This window comes from Plasticicumulans sp., assembly GCF_035331805.1.
Taxonomy (GTDB): Bacteria; Pseudomonadota; Gammaproteobacteria; order Competibacterales; family Competibacteraceae; genus Plasticicumulans.
The window spans coordinates 1-2,398 of record NZ_DAOLKE010000009.1; the positions used below are offsets into that span (position 1 = coordinate 1).

The 2,398-nt window shown below is 74.3% G+C and carries 2 protein-coding genes; both read left to right on the forward strand.

The features are described from left to right. Nucleotides 1–1,130 (forward strand): FtsX-like permease family protein (locus tag PKE44_RS01725; protein WP_324547933.1); only part of this gene is annotated, 1,130 nt, incomplete at its 5' end. Between the two features lie 27 nt (nt 1,131–1,157). Beyond that, nucleotides 1,158–2,348 (forward strand): lipocalin-like domain-containing protein, encoded by a 1,191-nt coding sequence (locus PKE44_RS01730; protein WP_324547934.1) that lies wholly within the window; start codon nt 1,158–1,160, stop codon nt 2,346–2,348. Nucleotides 2,349–2,398: the final 50 nt, after the last annotated feature.

Sequence of the window (2,398 nt, forward strand, 5' to 3'; positions counted from 1 at the left end):
CCGTGCGCAACCTCGGCCGGCATCTCGCGCGCACCAGCGCCGCGGTCGCCGCGCTGTCGGTGGCCTTTGCCGCCGCCTTCGGCATGGCGATGATGATCGCGAGCTTCCGCGACGGCGTGAACGACTGGCTGCTCAGGCTGCTGAACGCCGACTTCTACGCCGCGCCGCTCGCCCCCGAAGGCGGCGAGGTGCCGCCGTTTGCACCCGGCGTGCTCGAAGCGCTGCAGCACGATCCGGCCGTCGCCGCGCTCGCCAGCTACCGGCGGCTGGAGATTCCGGTCGACGGCCGGCCGGTGCAGCTGATCATCACCGGGCTGCCGCCGGCCGCGCGCGCCGGCTACAGGCTGCTGCACGGCGACCCGGCCCGCGCCTGGGCGGCCTTCGATGCCGGCAGCGTGCTGATCGGCGAACCGCTGGCGACGCGCCTGCGGCTCGGTCCGGGGGATGAACTCGCGCTTGCGACCGACCACGGCCCGCGCCGCTACCCGATCGCCGGCGTCTACACCGACTACGGCTCCGAACACGGCCGCGCGCTGATCCACCCGGCCACCGCCGCGCGCGACTTCGCACCGGGCGCACCGGCCTCGGCCGGCGTGTTCCTGAAACCGGGCGTTGATCCGCAGGCGGCGCGCGCCGGACTCGAAGCACGCCTCGCGCCGCTGCAGGCGGTCGAGCTGCGCCCGAACCACACGATCGTCGAGCGCTCGCTGGCGATCTTCGATCGCACCTTCACGATCACCGCCGTGCTGCGCGTGCTGGCGCTGGTGGTTGCCGCCGCCGGCGTGCTCGGCACGCTGCTCGCGCTCGCGCTCGAACGCGGGCGCGAATTCGCGGTGCTGCGCGCGCTCGGCCTGCTGCCGGGCGAGCTGCTGCGCCTGCTCGCCATCGAATGCGGCCTGCTCGGGCTGGCCGCCGGGCTGCTGGCGCTGCCGCTCGGCGGACTGACCGGCCTGATCCTGACCGACATCGTCAACCGCCGCGCCTTCGGCTGGTCGCTGCCGCTGACGCTGCCGCTCGATGCGCTCGTGCAGACCGTGCTGCTCGCGGTCATCGCCGCGCTCGCTGCCGGCCTGTACCCGGCCTGGCGGCTGGCACGCACGCCGCCGGCCGCAGCGCTGCGCGAGGAATGAAAGAGGAATGAACGAGGAATGAAAGCGATGCGCCCGCTCAGCCGGCTGCCGCGCTGGCGTCCGTTCACCGTCCTCGTCGCCGTGCTCGCCGGCACGGGGCTCTGGCTCTGGCACAGCGGCCACCCGCCACCACCGGCCCCGCCACCGGCCACCGCCGTCTCGGCTGCCCTCGGCGGCGGCAGCGACGGCGCCTGGGCACGCGCATACGCGCCGCGCCCCTTCACGTTTCCGGCCGATCACGGCGCGCACGCGGACTTCCGCAACGAATGGTGGTACGTGACCGGTCACCTGCGCGCCGCCGATGGCCGCCGCTTCGGCTACCAGTTCACGCTGTTCCGCATCGGCCTCCACCCCGGCCCGCTGCCGGCCGACTCGGCCTGGCGCGCGCAGCAGTGGTACCTCGGCCACTTCGCGGTCTCGGATCTCGACGGCGGCCGGCATCAGGCCCGCGAACGCTACAGCCGCGCCGCGCTCGGCCTCGCCGGTGCCACCCGCGAACCGCTGGCGATCTGGCTCGAGGACTGGCGCCTCGACGGCGGTCCCGATGCCGGCTTCCCGATGCGCCTGCGCGCCCGTGACGGCGGCCTGTCGCTCGATCTGCAGCTCACGCCGCTCGCACCCGTGGTGCTGCAGGGTGAGGACGGCCTGAGCCGCAAGAGCAGCGAGCCCGGCAACGCCTCGTACTACTACTCGTTCCCGCGCCTCGCGAGCCGCGGCACGCTGAGCCTCGATGGCCGGAACCCCGCGCTCGCGGTCGAGGGCACGAGCTGGCTCGATCGCGAATGGAGCACCAGCGCGCTCGGCCCCGGCCAGAGCGGCTGGGACTGGTTCGCGCTGCAGCTCGCCGACGGCCGCAACCTGATGCTGTACCGCCTGCGCCGCAGCGACGGCACGACCGACCCGCACTCGGCCGGCACCCTGAGTGATGCCACCGGCCGCACGACGCGCCTCTCCGCCTCCGGCTTCACCCTCACCCCCGAAGGCCGCTGGACCAGCCCCGACGGTGCCGCGCACTACCCGGCCGGCTGGCGGCTGGACATCCCGTCGCTCGGGCTGAAGCTGCACGTGCGCCCGCAGCTTGCCGATCAGGAGATGCGGCTGTCGGTGCGCTACTGGGAAGGCGCGGTCGCCGTCGACGGCCACGATGCGCAAGGCCCCGTGCACGGCGAGGGCTATCTGGAGATGACGCGCTACGAGGACGGGCCGGCCGCGCCCTGAGGCCGGGGCAGCGGCGGGATGCTCGACGGGATCGGGCATGCCGCACGCGG

Excerpts from the sequence above, each read along its gene's own strand:
- PKE44_RS01730 (WP_324547934.1), top strand. The coding sequence starts at position 1,158 with ATGCGCCCGCTCAGCCGGCTGCCGCGCTGGCGTCCGTTCACCGTCCTC.